This window comes from Pyrococcus horikoshii OT3 (genome assembly GCF_000011105.1).
GTDB lineage: Archaea > Methanobacteriota_B > Thermococci > Thermococcales > Thermococcaceae > Pyrococcus > Pyrococcus horikoshii.
The window spans coordinates 294,380-311,167 of sequence record NC_000961.1 but is presented as its reverse complement, the minus strand read 5'-3'; the positions used below and the strand labels follow the sequence as shown (position 1 = coordinate 311,167).

Annotated in this window: 16 protein-coding genes; 2 read left to right on the top strand and 14 right to left on the bottom strand. The window is 41.3% G+C overall.

Annotated elements, in window-relative coordinates; translation table 11 throughout:
• Positions 1 to 2: 2 nt before the first annotated feature.
• Positions 3 to 314, bottom strand: a complete 312-nt coding sequence (locus PH_RS01545) for a hypothetical protein (RefSeq protein ID WP_010884436.1) — start codon at positions 312 to 314, stop codon at positions 3 to 5.
• Between the two features lie 52 nt (positions 315 to 366).
• Between PH_RS01545 and PH_RS01540 the strand changes: the two genes are divergently transcribed.
• The gene (locus PH_RS01540; RefSeq protein WP_010884434.1) at positions 367 to 927 is read left to right on the top strand and encodes an Era-like GTP-binding protein; all 561 of its coding nucleotides are present in this window, start codon (positions 367 to 369) and stop codon (positions 925 to 927) included.
• Between the two features lie 9 nt (positions 928 to 936).
• On the opposite strand, the gene PH_RS01535 is transcribed toward PH_RS01540, so the two are convergent.
• From PH_RS01535 to PH_RS01510, 6 genes are all read right to left on the bottom strand, one after another.
• Positions 937 to 1,443, bottom strand: coding sequence for a CDP-2,3-bis-(O-geranylgeranyl)-sn-glycerol synthase (locus PH_RS01535; RefSeq protein WP_048053093.1), 507 nt, complete (start codon positions 1,441 to 1,443; stop codon positions 937 to 939).
• A gap of 2 nt (positions 1,444 to 1,445) precedes the next feature.
• Positions 1,446 to 3,668 (bottom strand): DHH family phosphoesterase, encoded by a 2,223-nt coding sequence (locus tag PH_RS01530; RefSeq protein WP_010884432.1) that lies wholly within the window; start codon positions 3,666 to 3,668, stop codon positions 1,446 to 1,448.
• 12 nt (positions 3,669 to 3,680) lie between these two features.
• Entirely contained in the window at positions 3,681 to 4,670 is a 990-nt protein-coding gene (locus PH_RS01525) for a TIGR01177 family methyltransferase (RefSeq protein WP_010884431.1), read from the bottom strand.
• 32 nt (positions 4,671 to 4,702) lie between these two features.
• Positions 4,703 to 5,278, bottom strand: coding sequence for a hypothetical protein (locus PH_RS01520; RefSeq protein WP_048053092.1), 576 nt, complete (start codon positions 5,276 to 5,278; stop codon positions 4,703 to 4,705).
• A 93-nt stretch (positions 5,279 to 5,371) separates the two neighbouring features.
• Positions 5,372 to 6,370, bottom strand: coding sequence for a mechanosensitive ion channel family protein (locus PH_RS01515; protein ID WP_048053091.1), 999 nt, complete (start codon positions 6,368 to 6,370; stop codon positions 5,372 to 5,374).
• Between the two features lie 2 nt (positions 6,371 to 6,372).
• Positions 6,373 to 7,011 (bottom strand): DUF432 domain-containing protein, encoded by a 639-nt coding sequence (locus tag PH_RS01510; RefSeq protein WP_010884428.1) that lies wholly within the window; start codon positions 7,009 to 7,011, stop codon positions 6,373 to 6,375.
• A gap of 36 nt (positions 7,012 to 7,047) precedes the next feature.
• On the opposite strand from PH_RS01510, the gene PH_RS01505 reads away from it, so the two are divergent.
• Positions 7,048 to 7,566 carry a hypothetical protein gene (locus tag PH_RS01505; protein WP_143522635.1) on the top strand — a complete coding sequence of 173 codons (519 nt, stop codon included), beginning with the start codon at positions 7,048 to 7,050 and terminating at the stop codon, positions 7,564 to 7,566.
• Here the strand turns inward: PH_RS01505 and PH_RS01500 are convergent.
• The 7 genes from PH_RS01500 to PH_RS01470 are packed head-to-tail and all read right to left on the bottom strand — an operon-like array spanning position 7,522 to position 16,776.
• The gene (locus tag PH_RS01500; RefSeq protein ID WP_010884426.1) at positions 7,522 to 8,721 is read right to left on the bottom strand and encodes a PQQ-binding-like beta-propeller repeat protein; all 1,200 of its coding nucleotides are present in this window, start codon (positions 8,719 to 8,721) and stop codon (positions 7,522 to 7,524) included. The genes PH_RS01505 and PH_RS01500 overlap by 45 nt on opposite strands.
• Positions 8,722 to 8,735: 14 nt before the next feature.
• On the bottom strand, positions 8,736 to 9,560 hold the full coding sequence (locus PH_RS01495; RefSeq protein ID WP_010884425.1) for a hypothetical protein: 825 nt from the start codon (positions 9,558 to 9,560) through the stop codon (positions 8,736 to 8,738).
• Positions 9,560 to 10,780 (bottom strand): DUF58 domain-containing protein, encoded by a 1,221-nt coding sequence (locus PH_RS01490; RefSeq protein WP_010884424.1) that lies wholly within the window; start codon positions 10,778 to 10,780, stop codon positions 9,560 to 9,562. Before PH_RS01490 ends, PH_RS01495 begins: the two co-directional genes overlap by 1 nt.
• 3 nt (positions 10,781 to 10,783) lie before the next feature.
• Positions 10,784 to 11,737, bottom strand: coding sequence for an AAA family ATPase (locus tag PH_RS01485; RefSeq protein ID WP_010884423.1), 954 nt, complete (start codon positions 11,735 to 11,737; stop codon positions 10,784 to 10,786).
• Positions 11,734 to 12,696 carry a hypothetical protein gene (locus PH_RS01480; RefSeq protein WP_010884422.1) on the bottom strand — a complete coding sequence of 321 codons (963 nt, stop codon included), beginning with the start codon at positions 12,694 to 12,696 and terminating at the stop codon, positions 11,734 to 11,736. The genes PH_RS01485 and PH_RS01480 overlap by 4 nt, the downstream gene beginning before the upstream one ends.
• Positions 12,674 to 15,685 (bottom strand): transglutaminase domain-containing protein, encoded by a 3,012-nt coding sequence (locus tag PH_RS01475; protein ID WP_010884421.1) that lies wholly within the window; start codon positions 15,683 to 15,685, stop codon positions 12,674 to 12,676. Before PH_RS01475 ends, PH_RS01480 begins: the two co-directional genes overlap by 23 nt.
• Positions 15,682 to 16,776: a VIT1/CCC1 transporter family protein gene (locus PH_RS01470; protein ID WP_010884420.1), complete on the bottom strand. Its 1,095-nt coding sequence runs from the start codon at positions 16,774 to 16,776 to the stop codon at positions 15,682 to 15,684. The genes PH_RS01475 and PH_RS01470 overlap by 4 nt, the downstream gene beginning before the upstream one ends.
• Positions 16,777 to 16,788: the final 12 nt, after the last annotated feature.

Genomic DNA, 16,788 nt, shown 5'->3' with positions numbered 1-16,788 from the left:
CTTCACTCCTCCGTGATATAGATGGCCCCCTCCGTCTCTATGGCCCTTGCTATTATCCCATCCCCAACGAAGACTCCGTATACTTTAACCTTCTCACCCATCCTCACGTTTGGGGTTCCAGAGAATTCTACCTTGAATCCTGAAACTCTGAATATCGTCCTGTAACTTGGAAGTTCCATGGGGAGAAACTCTATTATTGGCTTATCCTTTATTTCACCCTCAATAACAATGTTCTTTCCTTTATATTTGCCATCTCTGAGATCCTGAGGAGTAACAATGTAATAGTAGTGATGACCAAGCTTAACCCGACTCATATCCCCTCAACCCCTAAATACGTAATTCCTCTAAATAGAGGTAGGTGAGATTATGATAAAGGTTGCGATTATCGGGGCCGAAAACGTTGGTAAGTCAACACTTATGAATGCACTCCTTGGAGGGAAATTTTCTGAAGTATCTGAAACCCCAGGAACGACTAAAGGAATTATAAAAAGGGCTTTCGGCAAAATAAAGCTACCAAAAACAATGAAAAACCCGTTTGGAGGGGCCGATGAGCTAGTTCTAATTGACACGGCCGGCCTCTTCGACCCCGAGAAGGAAATCAGGGGAAAGGTGCTAAGCGAGGAGAAGTTCAAAGAGCTAATTAAGGAGATAGTTAATGCCGATGTCATAATCCACATGATAGATGCCACAAAGGGCCTTCACAGGGGAATGGAAAAACTACATTATATGCTAAAGTTTAGGTATGAAAAGCCGATAATAGTCGTCATAAATAAGATAGACCTTGTTTCAAGGGAAGAGCTTGAAAGGCTAAGGGAACTCGTCAAAAAAAGGCTTGAGCAGGAGCCCATTTTACTCTCCCTGGTAACTTACGAGGGATTCAATGAGTTATTAAAAGCCCTAACATATTATGCCCAGTACGTTGAGTGACTACCTATTTTACCACGGAACTTTTTTCCAACCCATTTTATATGCGAAGATATTAGCCCCCCAGTGTATGAGTGGGGTTATTACCAATAGAAAGAGAACCTCCCCCGTAGGTATAGTTTTCACAGGATAAGCAAAGCACAGAGCAGCTATTAAGAACCCCCACTGGTCAAGTCCAACGGCTGGATAGCCTCTGGGCATATTCAGCCTCCTCTTTATAAAGCTACCAATTAAATCTCCCACTAACGTTCCAAGAGATAGCAAAAAAGCCAGTTCAATCGCTATTCCAAGACTCCCATAATATTCTGGCAACAGGAAATACTGGACAATTCCAATAATCGTCCCAACGATTAATCCTCCAAAGAATCCCCTCCAAGTTTTTCCATCACCTAGTATTCTTCTTCCATCCCTCCACTTTTTTCCGAAGTCTATTGGAGTTCCCCCACCTAGTACAACTGGAGAAGAATTTGCAAAGTAAGCTGGGAGGATATACCAAAATGCCTCAAGGAGCTGGTTCATTTTCACTCACCAGCCTTGAGCTTGAATATTTCCTTGGCAAATGCCTCCAAGACTTCCTTTCTCTTCCCCTCGAAGAACTTTATTGAACCAGCGTAGCTATGGCCTCCTCCCTCAACCCCAGCATCTGGAAGTTTTTCAGCGAGGATCTTTACTATTTTATTCAAGTCGAAGTTGTACTTAGCCATACCATCACTGGCCCTTACGACGGCAAAGTCAGGGCCGTAAGCAAGTGTTAAAATTGGAGATTCTTCTCCGTATTTCTCTTTGAAGTGATCATGTATCAATCCAGAAAGCTTTCCTGGGCTTGGATAGTCGAACTTTGGAGCGTAAAGCTCAACGTCAATTGTGTTAAACCTAATACCATTCGGTAGCACAACGCTCTTGACGTGAGGAAGAACTGCCCTGAGAACTTTTTCCTGCTTCTCTTTGACCTCTGAGTATATTGAGTCAACAAGCATTCTGTGCCTCTGGAGGTTCCCTGTAACTAGGAGGATATCCTCTATTATTCCTCTCCCATCCATGAACTTCCAATAGAATGCTTCGTGGTCTATGACCTCAGCTATCTTTTTCAAATCCTCCTCGGTAAGGCCCTTCTCCTTGGCGTACTCCAGGTATTGATAGAATTCTGGAGCTTTACTCCTATCACCGGTTCCAGCTATCGCCGGTAAATGCTTTATTTTATCCTCAACGGCTGGGTTTACATACCTAGCAACCTCAGTTGCAAGCATTCCAGCGGTGAGCTCATAGTAGCCCCTCTTAACGTGGTGTGGATTTACATGAACGTCAACGTACTCATCGACTTTCGCTTTATCCTCGCTTATCCAATCCCTGGGGTCATGATGATCAATTACCACTATCTTAACCCCATAAGCTTTCAGCCTTTTATAAGCCGGGATATCCTCAGTTGTTCCTCCATTATCAACTATAACCACGAGGGGAAGTTCATCACCAAAGCGCATATGATCTTCCATCATGAATATTATATCCTTTAGGACGTCTTCAAGCTCGTAAAAGGGAGCCCTTGAAGGCCTTCTCTTGAATAAATGCCATCTTGCATCTGGATCTGGGGCAACCTCCTCTATTAACGGAACTATTGCAGTTTCCAATGCGACACCAGCGGTATAACCATCGGTATCTGCATGGTGCCTCAGTATTATTGGCCTACCCTCAAAGATAGCCCTCCTTATCATAAAGGCAGCCTTCATTATCTTGGGTTTAAGTGCTTCCAAAACTTCGCTTTTGACCAGGAAACCAACATCTTTTGGCTGAGCTTTTTTATCAAGCTCCTCCTCAATCCTTTTCTTAACCTCCAGGGCTTCGGGGCCCCAGATCCTGTGCATGTCAACTATTTCTATCTGAATCCTTCCAGCGTGGAAGGATACCTTCCCTATAACCTCAACTACATCTCCAATGTTCACGTTGGGATAAGCCCTTACTCCAGGGGCTTCAAAAGCGGCCGCCCATGTAATTCCCGTCCCATCGGTTAGCGTGAACACCGTAGGTCCTCCAGTAACTTGGACTTGGGTCACCTTTCCCCTAACTTTCACAGTCTTTCCAGCAAGTTCTTCCCTTAAATCTCCTATTAGCGTGACTGGAAGTTCCTTCTTTACTTGAACTTCCCTATACCTTGTTAACGGCGCTTCTAGAAAGTCTATCTCCTTCCTATCTGGCCTAACGTCAAGGACCTGGACTATTATCTCCTCCCCAGGAATGTATTGTCTCTTACCAAGGAGATCCTTCTTCTTTATCAAGCCGAGAACATGCTTATTAAGCCTAACGAATACGCCGAACCTCTCAACCCTATCTATTATACCCTTGTAGTACTTTCCAACTTCGACATCCTCATAATCACATGCATTATCCAAGACGTAAACAACCTTAAACTTTCTCTCGCACTCAGGACAGACCCAGGTGGTTTCCATACCCGGTTCCCAGGGGCCTTTTATCCTACCGCATATGTCACATACTAAGACCTTTCCTGTTCCACCGCAGGTTGGACAAGTATCGTAAACTGGAACCGTTCCCTTCCCGTGGCACTCTGGGCATGGTATTTCATCGACTTCTTCCTCAACTCCCAGGTTCTTAAGATTCCTGTAACCCTTAAGATGCTCTCCTAACTTAAAATCAGCTGGAACGTATCCCCACCCGTGGCAAACAGGACACTCCTTCTCACCAACCTTAATTTTACCAGTCCCATGACATTCAGGGCAATCCCTAACTGCCATCTTCTCACCTCCTCATACCTCCATTACATAAAAATACCTTGAGAGGGAAGAGTGAACTCGTTGATAAAATCTCCCCAGGACTTTAAATCCTATCGATTCAGCAACATCTCTCGCATCAAAATCGGCCGGAAAAGCTATGGCCAAACGTCCTTCAAGCACGGAGTGAATACTTTCAAGAGATCTCTTATAGAGCTCATTTCTATCCATCGGGAGAGTTGTAGAGTTTCCATAAGGAGGATCCGTAGCTACGGCCTCAAAGGTCTTCCCAGGAAAGACTTCCTCTATTTTAGTTGCGTCACCGACCTTTACTACGTAATCCCTAATTCCATAATATTCCAAATTTATTTTAGCTCCCTCAACCATATCTTCCCTTATGTCAAGCCCGTAAACCTTTAAGCCAATCAAACCGGCTTCTATGAGCATCCCACCTGTTCCCATAAAGGGATCTAGTACCTCTCTAGTTGCCTTCGTTAAGTTAACCATGGCCCTAGCTATCCTGGGAGGAAGGGCTATTGGCCTGGAAAATGGTCTTCTATCCGCCTTTCTATCCTCAAACTCCTTCCCCTTAAATTCTCTAATCCTGATCCCTAACCAAATTTTATTCCCACAGTAAACCCTAACTACTGTATCCGGCCTTGACAGGTTAACCCTTAATCCCTGTGAGTGTATTATACCCCCTATTTTCTTATCTAGATCATTAACTTCATGCATACAATTCCTCATCCTTTCCCTCCTAACTGCAAAAGTTCCATTAATGATGTTCCTCCACTCCAAACCCTTTGCAAAGTCGAGAATATCTTTGATATCATCCCCCTCATAGAGTAAGAGGCCATATTCGTGGGCTAGCCCCAATCTCTCAAATACTCCTATATGTTTTACCGATCCCGATACTAACAAGTAATCAACCTTCTCAACATTACCAACTCCCAATTCTGCCAGGGCTTCAACTTCTGCTTTTCCCATCTCAGGTAGGGTTCCCAGGATTTCAACATAGTAGAACATCAGGGTTTAGAAAAAGAATAAGAATATAAAGGTTATTGTGTTGCAACAACCTTTATAAGAACCTCTGTTCTGTCAGTCATGCACTCGTTTCCCGCATCCTTGGAGAATCTAACCACGAACTTCACTGGAATAATCTCCTTCTCCTTAAGCTTTCCTGAAAAGAGCTTTATTTCCTTTCCAGCTAACTCCGAAAGTCTCATACTTTTTGAAAGAACGTTAGTCCCATTCACGTAGATCCCATCGACGTAGAGACATTTACTGAGTTCTCCCTCTTCCGGAGTTAGATCATAGGGTTCTTCGGCTGGAGATAGATCTTCCTCATAATCCCTGACAAAGATAAATATTGAGATGTTCGATACCGGAACGTTACCATAGTTCTTAACGTACATGTTGAACTCTTTAACATCCCCTGGGACTAATTCCTTGAGCTCAAAAACCTTTGTATCATCATAGAACCTCTGTCCATCTTTGCTTATCTTTATATTAAACTCTCCACTCGAAAGTATGTTTCCCTTTGACTTTGCAACATCGATGAAGTTACTTGCCCCAATTTTTAAACTGAATAAGATAAGCAATGCCAATATTATATATGCAACTCTTTTCTTCATAGTAGAGCACCTCAAATAATTATCATGTAAAGTAACAAAATCAATCCTTATAAACATTACTACAATAAAGTTGAAATATAATAAAATATAGAATCATTCAATTTTAACTTTAAGTTCTTCGGCAAACCAATTAACATGCTGTGGGAATGGTATCTCAATCCCTGCTTCATCAAGAGCTTTCTTAACCTTCTTTAGAATTTCAATTCTAACATCAAACCACTTTTCGCTGGGGGCCCAGGCCCTAATCGCAAGGTTAACGCTACTATCGCCAAGTTCTTCAACGAAGATAGTAGGCTCAGGTTCCGCTAGTACGTATGGAATCTCATCCAACGTCTTCCTTATAATCTCAACGGCCTTGTCAACGTCATCCTTGTATGATATACCAACGACGACATCCACCCTTCTAGCTGGATATTTAGCGAGGTTCTTTATCTCGCTATTAAAGAGCTTCTCATTAGGTATCCTTACAAGGAGGCCATCCCAGGTCCTTATCCTAGTCGAGAATATCCTTATGTCATGCACGACTCCCGAGTATCCAGCTACCTCGATGGGATCCCCTATCTCCAAAGGTTTGTCAAAGTACATAAATATTCCCGAGATCAGATTTGAGATAACGGTTTGGGCGGAAAAACCTAGAACAATACCTGTAATACCTGCAGCGGCAACTATCGTTGTTAATTTACCAGTAAATCCAGCAACGTTCAATGCCAAGAAAAAAGCTAGAGTTATCAATGTGTAATAGAACAGCTTAGCCTTAATTTGAGCTTCGGCCCCTCCCTTTACTACCCAATAATTCTGAACTTTTTTACCCAGTAAATAAGATATGTAGAATAGCAAAATCCCAGCTATTAAGGAACTTACCTTTGCCCCATATATCGTGAATTCTAAAATTCCCAAGGTGTCAAGAGCGGCTAGTATGGAAACTATAACGATGAATCTCCAGAACAGCTTTGCGGTATCCTCGTTAAAAACCCACACATACTTGGTACTTCTCGAGAGCTTGAGTATCCAAACTCTCACGAGACCAGCTATCACGATACCTCCTATTAGGGTTGCAATGGCCTTTAAGATTTCCTGTGTTGTAAATTGCATAGTCACCACCTCATCCTAAATCTTAAGCTCTTTTCTTCTCCAGTAGACACTAAGTTTGGAAGCGGAGCTTCTCCGGTATTTATAACGTTTATATCTTCCTGAATTTCAACCCTTATCAATGGATAAAAGGCTTTATCCTTCGAATAGTACATAAGATCCAACATTGGAAAGACTATCCTGTCGATAAAGCCCCAATCTTCTCCCTTATTAACGATTTTCACTTTTAAGTTGCCAAGGCCATTTGGTTCGTTACCTATGTAGCCCGTGCAATACCTGACTATTACCCCGTTCTCAAGGGTTCCATAAAGCGCGTATTTTTCCCTTCCAATACCAAAACGATCTATTTCGGAGTCTCCAACTTTAACGCTGACTTCGACTGGTACCTGAATGAACCCTTCAATGCTCTTTCCAGGGGCAAGAGCTATTGGTCTCTTCAACTTTACCATCATTAATTTAACTCCATATCCCCTGGCCGGGGCTGGAAGAATCTGAAGGTAATCACCAACGATAACCCTCTCGACATCTCGTCTAAGATATAAGAAGTAATCTCCCTCCTCTTTTATTGAGATGAGCTCGTTACCCATCTTAATTTCCAAATTGGTCAACTTAATTTTTCCAAACATGGGTATATAATGGATCATCAACCTTATATATTCTCTCCCTTATACAATTTCCCGATGCTACTTGAAGTCGCAACGTACTCCCCTCTAGATCCCCCAAAGTTTCCAAAATTTAAAATGGCAAAATTTAAAATAGACAGAAACACTTTAGTCTTCCAAATTAAGCCCATGGGAGAGATCTCGATTAACATAAGGGATATAAGAAAGATAGAGGGTAAGATCTTGGACTTCTTCGATCCTCCTAGGAAGGGAATCGAAATAGAGCTTACTAACATAAGGATTCTAATAACTATAGGAGATAATCCTCTAGCCTATAGCAAGGAGACACTACTTAACTTTCTCGCAACCTTATACTCCACCCTATTGAATGGAGCATTCATAGAGTATGAAAGACAATATGGAACATTAAAGGTTATCAAGAAAGTTGATAACGGTTATGAATTAGCCTTAATTACAGAGAAGAAGATAATTCCAGTTAAAGATTGGAAAAAAGTTGAAAATCCAGAAATAAAGACCAGGGTTAGGGAATTTTTAGAGCTTCTTAATTTTCTTACCCAAGAGGAGCAAGAGCAGTAAAAATCCCGGACCACATACCTTTTTCGGAATTACATTATCTTCATTTAAGGCCATTAATATGTTACTCCCAGTTCCTACGAATATCATATCATCTCCAGTTGCTAAGCTCCTCACGTATCCCGTTGAGATCCTATTGATGATCTTTCCATTCCTGGGGTTAATAACGTAAAGGTCACCAACGCTGTATATCGTGCCGTTCTTTTCAACGAATTTTCCTCCCCCTGCTAGTAGTTTCCCTTTGTAAAGCTTAAGAACTTTTATTCTATAGGGAAAATTAGTCTCCCAGAGTTTTTTTCCATTTCTTAAGTCTACAGCGGTTACCTTTTTTAAACCAGAGATGTAAGCAATGTTTCCATTTATTAATATATCTTCCACGTAAAACATGGACATGTTAAGCAGGACTTTACCTTTAGGATTTATCACCAGAAGATTACCCGTGCTATTATAACCGGTACCAACGACGGCATTATTCTCCCATACCTCTAGATCCCTAACCCATTCTCCCAGGTTTACCTTCCAAAGGATCTTACCATCCTTAGATATTCCAATTAACTCACCGAATTTAAGCTTACCAACGTAGCCTGAAGGGTAGCCTGTACCTACGTATACTATTCCGTTCCCAACCCTAATTCTTCCCGGCATTTGGGTTAAGTTAACGGACCAAACTTTACTCATATTTGGGAGGTAAACCTTAACTACACTACCCTTCATTTCACTTCCCGTGAAGACATCACCGGAGGCTAAATACGCGTAGTTTCCTTTAAGGTCGAAGTCATATAACTTGTACCTTGTTAGATACCTGGATATATAGCTTCCATTCTTGTCTACCTCTAGTAGGCCTCCCATACTCCCTATCAGAAGTTTGTCATTCCAAAGGGAAAGCTTAGTTACGAATCCGGAGTCTATTTCCCAGAGTTTTGTACCATTTTTTGTAAAGGCCCCTGTAGTTCCTAGGTAATAAATTCCAATCAAACCTCCCGTTGAGTTGGCCACCATCCTGTAGGAGCATGATGCATATACCGTCGAATTCTCAGCTATGATAGCTTCTATGCTCTTCTGGTACTTCACATCACTACACAGTTGACCGTTCCATGCTGAAACTGCTGGTGTCAAAGCAATTAGGAAGATAAAAATTAACAAGGACAAGTTCTTCATCGCAACTCACCTCCTTATACCTCTATTCTTTCTTCATTCGAGTACAATACAACCCTTTTTCCAGAGTCAAGGACTTCTAGTACCTTGGGAACCTTAATTCTCTTATCCCCTTCCAGGATGTACACTTCCCTAGGTTTACCTTTGATCTCAATTATCTTCAAATCTTCATCTCCCCCTTCCGGTATTATCTCCACGATATCCTCCTTGACCCTAACTTCACTTCTCTCCTTTGTTATAACCCTTATAATTGTAGAGGTTTCCTTTTCCTCCTCTTCTTCAAGCATTGAGAAGGTAAATGATAAGAGCAAGAGTAAGAGAACCCCTAAGAATATTGAACCTTCATGAAATTCTTTTAAACGGATCATTAAAAGGGAGGCAAAAAAGGAAATTAGTATTACAAAGGAGGAAAATAGGATGCCCAAATTTAGCTCCCTCCAATCAACACCTATCTTAACATAACGTGAGTACGTATCAACGACAAAAGAGAAAGCCAAAAGAAGTAGAAGTGCCAAGATACTGAGATCTGAAACCTTACCACTGAATATACTCGTAAATAGGATGCTCAAGTCTCCAAAGATATTAGAATTCTGGAATATCCAAACGAGGAAGTAGAGGATAAACGGAACTGAGGAGATTGCAACAAGTGAAGAATCAGAAAGAAGAAAGTTTATTCCTATCATGGCAAATATTAGAAATATAAACGTTTCTGGAGGCATTTTTATCTTTAAGATAATTAAGCCAAGCTTAACAAGATCCAATAATGGGGTTATGGAGAACGTAAACTTTAGCATCCCATATGTAACTAATGTAACTATAAGGCCCCTCAGGATCTTTATCATTACAGAACCCCCACGATCTTTCCAATTATTTCCATAGTGCTATATTTAGAGACATCCCAGGGAATAACTCTAGCTCCTAACTTTCGATAGAGGGCTAACTTTTTTAGGTTAATAAGGGGACAGATGTCTTCTGAAAGCTTGCAGTAGACGGAAACATCTACTATTAGGGTATTTCTGTTCTTACCAATTTTCTTGATTTCTTCCACTACCTCAGGGATTACATTAGTTATTATCACTACCTTGGGATTAAATTTCCTCAGGAGTATTGCCGATTTCTTGAAAGCTTCTTCAAATGTCTCTTCCTTTCTATACTCTGAGGCGATGAGGGCCTTGAGTATCGTATCCCTATGGGAAAGGGAGGATGAGGGAGTTACCATCTTACCTTGGCCAATTATGTAGAGACCAACATTGCTTCCCCTTCCCAGGAGGTATATCGAAAGGGCGTAAGCGAGTTCTATTCCATACTCAAGTGGATTCTCCACTATAGAGCCCACTTCCTCCCCCATTCTTGCATCCAGGAATAGTATTATCGTATCCTGCCCTTCCTTCTCATATTCGTTTACCAACAACTTCCCGGTTCTCGCGGTAGCCTTCCAGTTTATTACCTTAAAAGGATCCCCGGGCTTGTACTCCCGTATCTCCTTAAACTCTAACGTAGTAACCCCACTTAATGATTTAGAAATCTGCGAGCGTTGACTTTCAAGAGCCCTCCAGGATCTTACCCACCTAGTAATGCCAATCTTGGGAAGAACTACAATTTCATTGACTCCTCCGTAAAGGCCCCACTTCATTGGATGGATCCTTAGAAAGTGGAGTGATATTATTTCCGTCTTCGGAATCTCATAAACACCTCTTTTTAAGGGGAGAAGCTTGTAAGAAAGCTGAAAACTTCTCCTTCCTGGGTACGTAAAGAAGTAACCAACGTTACTGCCAGAACTTGTCATAAAAGCCTTTGGAATGTTTTCCCTCACCATCACCAATCCTATCCCTCTACCCACCCTCACTCTCACTAAGACCTCTATTTCATTTCCTACGAAGGTTTGGGCTTTTTCAATTTCCCTCTCAACCTCAAAATCACCAGGGGCATCAAACAATAGCCCCATGATTAGAAGGAGAAGGGGAAAGACAGCTAGCTTGCCTGGAACTCCAAATATGAGGGACATCACGATGAACCAAAGGAACAGGGTCACGAAAAAACTAGCACCCTTCATATCCTCCATCCCTCAATACCTTATATCCTTAGGTACGGGAACTTCTTCAAGGACTTCCCTTATGATTTCCTCCGCTATTCCTCTTTCCAGCGAGTACTCTGGTTTTAGGACTATTCTATGAGCAAGGGCTTCCACTGCAAAGTATTTTACATCATCAGGGATAACATAACTTCTTCCTTCGATAAATGCATTAGCCTTTGCTAACTTCATTAGGGCGAGTCCTCCCCTCGGGCTAGGGCCGGCCTCAATCCTTTCATCCTCCCTTATCCTTCTAACAAGCCTGACTATATACCTCAAGATGTCATCATGAATAATAACACCCCTCTCAACCTCCTCCTGCATCCTAATGAAGTCCTCTCTAGATATTATTGGGGATATATCACTCGTCGGGTCATCTTTTCCCCATCTAAGCCTTGCCTTTAGAATCTCAAGCTCATCCTCTTCATTCCTCGGATAGCCAATGTTAAGCCTTACCAAGAACCTATCGAGCTGGGCCTCTGGTAAGGGGTACGTCCCCTCAAGTTCCAGAGGATTTTGAGTTGCTATTATAAAGAAAGGCCTCTCAAGCTTAAATGTTTCTCCCTCTATTGTGACCTGCCTTTCCTCCATGGCCTCAAGTAAAGCAGACTGAGTCTTTGGAGGAGCCCTGTTTATCTCATCAGCTAAGAGTATGTTCGTAAATATCGGCCCCTTTACAACCTCGAATGCTCCTTTTTCCGGTTTCCAGACCTTTGTCCCTATAATATCCGCGGGTAAAAGGTCTGGGGTAAACTGAATTCTCTTGAATTTTAATCCCAGGATCTTAGCGAAGGCCTTAGCCAATAAGGTCTTTCCCAGTCCAGGATAGTCTTCAAAGAGGATATTCCCATTAACCAGGGCAACCGCCAAAACCTTCCTTATAACATCCTCATGCCCAATGAATATATCTCCGATAGCCTCAATTATCTTTTTAACTTCCCCTCTCATCCATTCATCCTCCTAAAAACTTCCTCAACTATTTTCTTTCGCCTTTCAATTTCTTTCTTTTCCATGAGTCTAATGAACCAGGATGGAGATAAAACTGAATACTTCCTTCCTTCATAATTAACTATGGGGGCTATAATTTCCTCGATCTTATTTAAGCTTAAACCGGACTTTATCCCGTAGTAAGTTAGGAATGCAACGATCTTCTCTTTCTTTCCATGGAGGATAAAGTCGTCAAGGGCCAATTTTGCTTCCCTGTATATTTCATCCACCGATACATTAAGTCGAACTTCATGTTTCAACCTCCCAACAATAACTTCCTCTTTAGCTTTCTTAGATGGAATGGAAGTTACAATTAAGCCAGTAATTCCCAGGATTAAAAGCAGTGAGATTGAGTTTATCGCAAAACCTAGGTACCCTTTAAATGGATTAACTTTTATGATTCCCAGTAAACCTCCAATGATGATCATCCCCTTCAAGTTCTCTGTGAAATACCTACCATGTAAAATTCTAAATCCCTCAAGGCTTGCAAATCCATAGCCTAACCCCGAGAATATCGCAAGGTACTTGAAGATGGGGGAAAGTGGATATACCAGATTTGAGAGGGCCAGGAACACCATAATAATCCCAACACCTTGAACTACCTGAATTAAGGGCTCACCAAATTTATAGGAGCTCAAAAACAAAGTTAAGCCTGCTCCTATGATTCCTACATCGATCCTAGAAAAGTCATAGGGGAAGTAATAAAGGAAAAAGAATACTGCCAGAGAGATTGCAAGATATTTAAACTCCATTTTAATGAGCGAAATTATTTCCCCGAAGGCTAGAAATACCAGTAGGGCAATGATACTGTCAGATATTACATCTAGCCATGGAACGTTTACGAGGATGTACTTAACTAGAACAATTGAGATTAGGTAAAATGCTACGGAGATTATTTTATTCCTTAGTTTTGCCTGCATTTGTGCGCTTACCTCCCACGAGTTTTATGAAGGTCTTAAAATCGTTAAAAGATAAACTTACATTCCCATACCTAGCCTTCTCAAAAATTTCCGTTAGAACGCTCTTTCCAAGAATTTCCCGAACGGTCTTTCCTGGAGCTCCATCATATTTTTCGAGGAATATCTTCACCACGGCATCATTTAAACTATCTACAACGAGAATTTTCTTTTCAGAACCTTTTATCCCCCATTTCATCGTTTGAACCCTATAAACTCCCGGTGAGAGCTTAACCCTAAATTCTCTTCCCTTTCCAACGAACTTCCCATTTATAAACAGACTAGCAGGCTTACTTAAAATAATTCTAATCTCATCCTGGGATGTATAAACTGGAGGATCCCTATCGAGATTAATATCCACAGCCATCAGTAATTTTAAGCCCTTAATTCCGAAATATGTGCCGAGGAGAATTGTCAATACTAGTAAAGCGTAAATATAAAGCGGAAATCTAAGGACTCTTATGTAGAAGGGGTAAGATACGAATCCGTTCTGCATTATAATGAGAAGATTGGCCGGATACTTCCCGGGCTTCTTAAATGAAATTGTGAATTCAGCTACTCCCCTTTCATTTGTCACGTTACTTTTACTTACATTTCCAACTTGGAAAATTACCTTGGCCCCAGGAATAGGTTCTTCCACTGGAGAGAGCACTTTAACCCGTATTGTTTTACTTTTATTGGAAACTAAAATTGTCCCACTTACTCTAATTATGATCCTGGGTTTAACGAACACAGCGATCCTTTTAATCTCGGTCCCATTATAAAAGAAGCTGAATCTGTACAAACCCTCGCTATCCCTCCTAGTTGGAAAGCTAATTCTAAATTCCCCATTTCTAATTTCCACAATCCTCTTCCCAAGTTTGCTCTCGACAACTAATGTTCCTGAGGTAATCCCATAAACTTTTCCAAAAATTTTGATATCCTCCCCACCTTTCACGGAAACTGGATAGTCAAGTTTCAATTTTAGTGCTAGAAACCTCCAGGTAACATTTGAAGGTTCAGAAAGCTCATCTCCAGGATATATAACTTTCATCTCATGAAATCCAGGTGTTAAAACCTTAATATACCCTTGAAACATTCCATTGGCTTCCGTTAGGAGAACCCTAGCTATATTACCATCCAAGTAAACGTAGACTTTCCTATTTCCAAGGGCTTTCCCAGAGTTTGTGACTAAAATTCCCCTGATCTTCACCAAACCTACAGATGTTACGTTAAACTTGTTGGCGAGGATCTTTGATCTTGCGATTACCTTAATTTTAGGATCACTAACGGAAGGAAGGAAGAAGGAATATCCCGCATAAACTGCAACAAGTTCATACTCACCCGTCTTATTAAGAACGCATCTAACAGTAAACTTTCCATTCCTAACCTTTCCCTCCCCTATCTTTATCCCAGGTTTTCTCTTATCCGTTCTCGCTTCTACAATAACTTTTCCCCCATCAACTTTCTCTCCATTTTCTGAAGTAACTACTCCCTCAATCAGGAACTTCTCACCCTCTTCAACTCTACTTGGCCATTTTAGAATCCTCACGTAGGTTTTTATCCCCACCTTAACGTGAACGGTATAAATTGTACTTCCAACAGCTATTTCCACAGGATAATCGCCAACATCCTCCCCATACACTTTAACCTCATATCCAAAATCCCTCTTCATTAAGATATAGGGAAGCTCAGATCTTACCGAAACCTTTTCCTGGGTTATAACCTTTATGCTCCCGTACCCTCCTTTGGTTATGGTTAGATTTTTAGGAACTATAACAACAGAAGGTACCCAATTGATTATTTTCTCAAAGATATTATTCCCAACCCTAACCGTGATCTTTTCTGGACTAGATATATTTAAAGGAACCAATACCTGCGTTCCATTAACCTTGATCCTCATATTCTTTGAATACGTTGTAATCTCTATGGTGTCATTTAACGCCCTGGAAAATGTTATGGAGAGGGTTCCATTTGGAAGAATCGTCAAATTGGCCTCCAAAGGCTCCTCCTTTTTAGTCTTTGGCTTTTCACTACGCCTATAACCAGTTGCATCTATAGGAATCCATCCAACACCCTTTAGGTAGATCTCGGCCCATGCATGGGCTTGCTTGGCCCTAACAATTTGTTCCCCAGGAATAGGATCGATCTTATATCCAGTTACCAGTCTAGCGGGAATGCCAGCGATCCTCGCAAGAATAACGAAAGCGGTGTTAAAGTCCAAGCAGACTCCCCTCTTAGTATAGAATAGGAACCATTCAACTGGATCTATCCCAGGTATAGGAGGAATTGGATTCTCATCGTATATGTAGTTCTCCAGCAAATAGTTCCTTATAGCGAGGGCCTTTTCGTAAGGTGTCTTAGCATTCCTAGTAATATTAAAGGCAAGCTCATAAACCCTATTACTCAATTTTGGAACTTGAAGGTAATCCCTAAGATTTTCATCTGTGGGTAGCTTTTTAAGGACATCCTGAGGGAAATCATATTTAACAACGTCGAAGGAATAGCTCCTAACAGGATAATTAACGGGCCTAAAGAGTGAGAATTCTAGATAGTAATAGTATGGAATCGAAATGGACGTCGTATACAAGGTTGTGTACAGATTTCCGGAGATAAGAGGATACTCCAGCTCTATTGTTACATGATCCCTAACTTCCCTATGTGGAACTGATGGTTTTTCGATTAAAATTCTTCGGGAGACATTCGACTCCTTACCCTTCCATCTCCCCCCTTCATAGGTAACGTAAACGTTCTGTCTCAAATACTCCACGACTCCAACTCTTTGCCTAACTTTCATAATTGGAGTGTTGTTGAGGAGTAAAGCTGAGTATATGTTCTCACTTACATCGAGCTCATTGATACTTTTAGCTCTGGACTCAAGCCCTTTAAATGATAAAATAGGCTGATAAGAAGAAAACGTGAGTGAAAGGCCGACGATTGCCAGGATTATTATCGAAATTATTTTCCTCTTCATAATGCTGACACGTTGAACAGTGATTCCATGATATGTCCAAATATATAGCTTAAAAATGCCGCCCCCAGCCCGGTAGTAACCATTTCGATGACCTTCTTCCTAATAGAAATTCCTGAGATTAAAGAGATCGAAGTAGCGACTATCGCAAGGGCCAATCCCGCTAAGGTTACCGATATAGGTAAAGCCCTAAGAGACGTTGATGCAAAGAAATAAGGAGTTACTGGAAATGCAACTCCAAAAAGATATGCAATACCCGTATAAAGGGCGGCCCTAAACTCGTTTTCTTCTTCCTCGGGGACTAGTAACTTTATTATGGCTTCCTCTTTTTCCAGGAGTTTTTCACTAACTTCCCTTGCTATCTCCTCGGGAAGACCTCCCTCAACCAATTTCTCATACAGCTCCTCCTTAGCTTTCTCGGGGGAAACTTTAAACAATATCTTCGTTCTCTCTCTAATCGCTTCACTAACTTGCCTCTGACTCCTAACTGAAATCAAAGCCCCAATTCCCATGGATAGAGCGCCTGCGACTCCCACGATTAGGCCGCTAATTCCCACGAGCCTTGGAGAGTTAGGGTAAACCGCTGACAGACCTGTAACTGCACCCAGAATTTCAACGAGACCATCGTTCATCCCTAGGACGAAGTCCCTGATATTTTCCACGTGGAATAACTTTTTGCTCTCAGAAAAGAACTTTTCATGCTCAAGCTCATCGATTATTATACCTCTGAGCCCTTCAAATTCCTCTTCAGTTATCTCGTCCGAGAACTCTCCAAAGAATTTAAAGTACTTCTGAATTGCACTATTTTCTCCCATTTCAAGCATTGAAACGACCATTGCAGGTCCAAAGAGTTTGCGCAATAGTTTTACAGTAAAAAACGTTAATTTTTTGATCCTTGGCTTTTTCGGCTTTACACCTCTCCTCACCAGGAAATCGTGCCAGAATTTGGCATGTTTAGCTTCCATTCTAGACAATCTCAAAAACTCTTCTTTAATCTCCTTATTTTTTTCATATTTAGCAAGCTCAGCATAAAGGACTGAGTCAGAGTACTCATCATTGTAAAATTCCTCGGCTATCTTTATTGCACTACTCATATCTTTACCCCT

Coding starts and splice junctions, on each gene's coding strand:
- PH_RS01545 (WP_010884436.1), bottom strand. CDS start 314: ATGAGTCGGGTTAAGCTTGGTCATCACTACTATTACATTGTTACTCCT.
- PH_RS01540 (WP_010884434.1), top strand. CDS start 367: ATGATAAAGGTTGCGATTATCGGGGCCGAAAACGTTGGTAAGTCAACA.
- PH_RS01535 (WP_048053093.1), bottom strand. CDS start 1,443: ATGAACCAGCTCCTTGAGGCATTTTGGTATATCCTCCCAGCTTACTTT.
- PH_RS01530 (WP_010884432.1), bottom strand. CDS start 3,668: ATGGCAGTTAGGGATTGCCCTGAATGTCATGGGACTGGTAAAATTAAG.
- PH_RS01525 (WP_010884431.1), bottom strand. CDS start 4,670: ATGTTCTACTATGTTGAAATCCTGGGAACCCTACCTGAGATGGGAAAA.
- PH_RS01520 (WP_048053092.1), bottom strand. CDS start 5,278: ATGAAGAAAAGAGTTGCATATATAATATTGGCATTGCTTATCTTATTC.
- PH_RS01515 (WP_048053091.1), bottom strand. CDS start 6,370: ATGCAATTTACAACACAGGAAATCTTAAAGGCCATTGCAACCCTAATA.
- PH_RS01510 (WP_010884428.1), bottom strand. CDS start 7,011: ATGATCCATTATATACCCATGTTTGGAAAAATTAAGTTGACCAATTTG.
- PH_RS01505 (WP_143522635.1), top strand. CDS start 7,048: ATGCTACTTGAAGTCGCAACGTACTCCCCTCTAGATCCCCCAAAGTTT.
- PH_RS01500 (WP_010884426.1), bottom strand. CDS start 8,721: ATGAAGAACTTGTCCTTGTTAATTTTTATCTTCCTAATTGCTTTGACA.
- PH_RS01495 (WP_010884425.1), bottom strand. CDS start 9,560: ATGATAAAGATCCTGAGGGGCCTTATAGTTACATTAGTTACATATGGG.
- PH_RS01490 (WP_010884424.1), bottom strand. CDS start 10,780: ATGGAGGATATGAAGGGTGCTAGTTTTTTCGTGACCCTGTTCCTTTGG.
- PH_RS01485 (WP_010884423.1), bottom strand. CDS start 11,737: ATGAGAGGGGAAGTTAAAAAGATAATTGAGGCTATCGGAGATATATTC.
- PH_RS01480 (WP_010884422.1), bottom strand. CDS start 12,696: ATGCAGGCAAAACTAAGGAATAAAATAATCTCCGTAGCATTTTACCTA.
- PH_RS01475 (WP_010884421.1), bottom strand. CDS start 15,685: ATGAAGAGGAAAATAATTTCGATAATAATCCTGGCAATCGTCGGCCTT.
- PH_RS01470 (WP_010884420.1), bottom strand. CDS start 16,776: ATGAGTAGTGCAATAAAGATAGCCGAGGAATTTTACAATGATGAGTAC.